Annotated in this window: 1 pseudogene; it reads left to right on the top strand. The window is 45.1% G+C overall.

Annotated elements, in window-relative coordinates:
* Nucleotides 1–108: 108 nt before the first annotated feature.
* Nucleotides 109–915, top strand: a pseudogene (locus EXZ60_RS18895) (IS4-like element ISVa14 family transposase); the annotation flags it as partial.

Below are 915 nucleotides of genomic sequence, written 5' to 3'. Positions count from 1 at the left end.
CATAGACAGGATCTTAAGAGCTAACGTGTTTATTTAGATAGAAAAAAGGCTTCATTTATGATCAGATAATCGTCGCCAAACAAACCACCTACACCAACCGTGAAGCCGATGACGATTATCTCCTTACAGAAGCAATTTAAGCAATTCTTTAATGCTGACACCCTTCAAAAAATGGCGAAAAGTACAGGCCTGATGAAACGGTGTCGGGCGATATTACCCGAGCAGCTAGTCATTAGCTTAGTGGCCGCGTTAAGCAAAGGAAACTGCACTTCCATCGCGGATTTACAGCGACAATTCAATGGTATGTGCTTGAGCCCTGAAGATGCCGTGGCATACAAGCCTTACCATAACCAGTTGAGGAAAATAGAGTTTCCGAATTTTATGCGGCAACTTGTCATGCGAGCAATAGCTCAATTTGCTCGCCAGCAGAATGTCGGCTTACCAGATAAACTCGACACTTTTGATGATGTATTACTTCAAGATGGCAGTTCTTTCCACATCCATCGTGACCTGGCGGATGTTTATCCGAGTCGATTTAAACGTAACCCTGCGGCGGTTGAATGTCATATGACAATGTCGTTGAAAAGCTTTTCTCCAGTCGCGATGAGCATCAGCGCTGATACGGCATCAGAAAGAGATTTTTTACCTGAGCCCAAAACGATGAACAACAAATTGCTGTTAGCCGACGCAGGGTATCCTGATTTCCACTTTTTTCGCGAGCTTGAACAGCATGGCGGGTTCTATATTGTCCGAGGTGCGAAGTCTCTAAATCCTATGATTATTGAGGCGAGAAACGGTCGAGGGCGACTTCTGCCTAAGCTAGAAGGGAGGAGGCTGAAAGACATTACTCGAGGCACCAACCGTTCGCAAGTCCTTGACCTAAAAGTCCGTCGAGGTAAACAAGAGTTTAGAGTT

Origin of the sequence: Vibrio sp. 1151_11 (genome assembly GCF_029478525.1) — a bacterium.
Taxonomy (GTDB): domain Bacteria; phylum Pseudomonadota; class Gammaproteobacteria; order Enterobacterales; family Vibrionaceae; genus Vibrio; species Vibrio anguillarum.
This window is presented reverse-complemented; position numbering and strand designations above follow the sequence as displayed.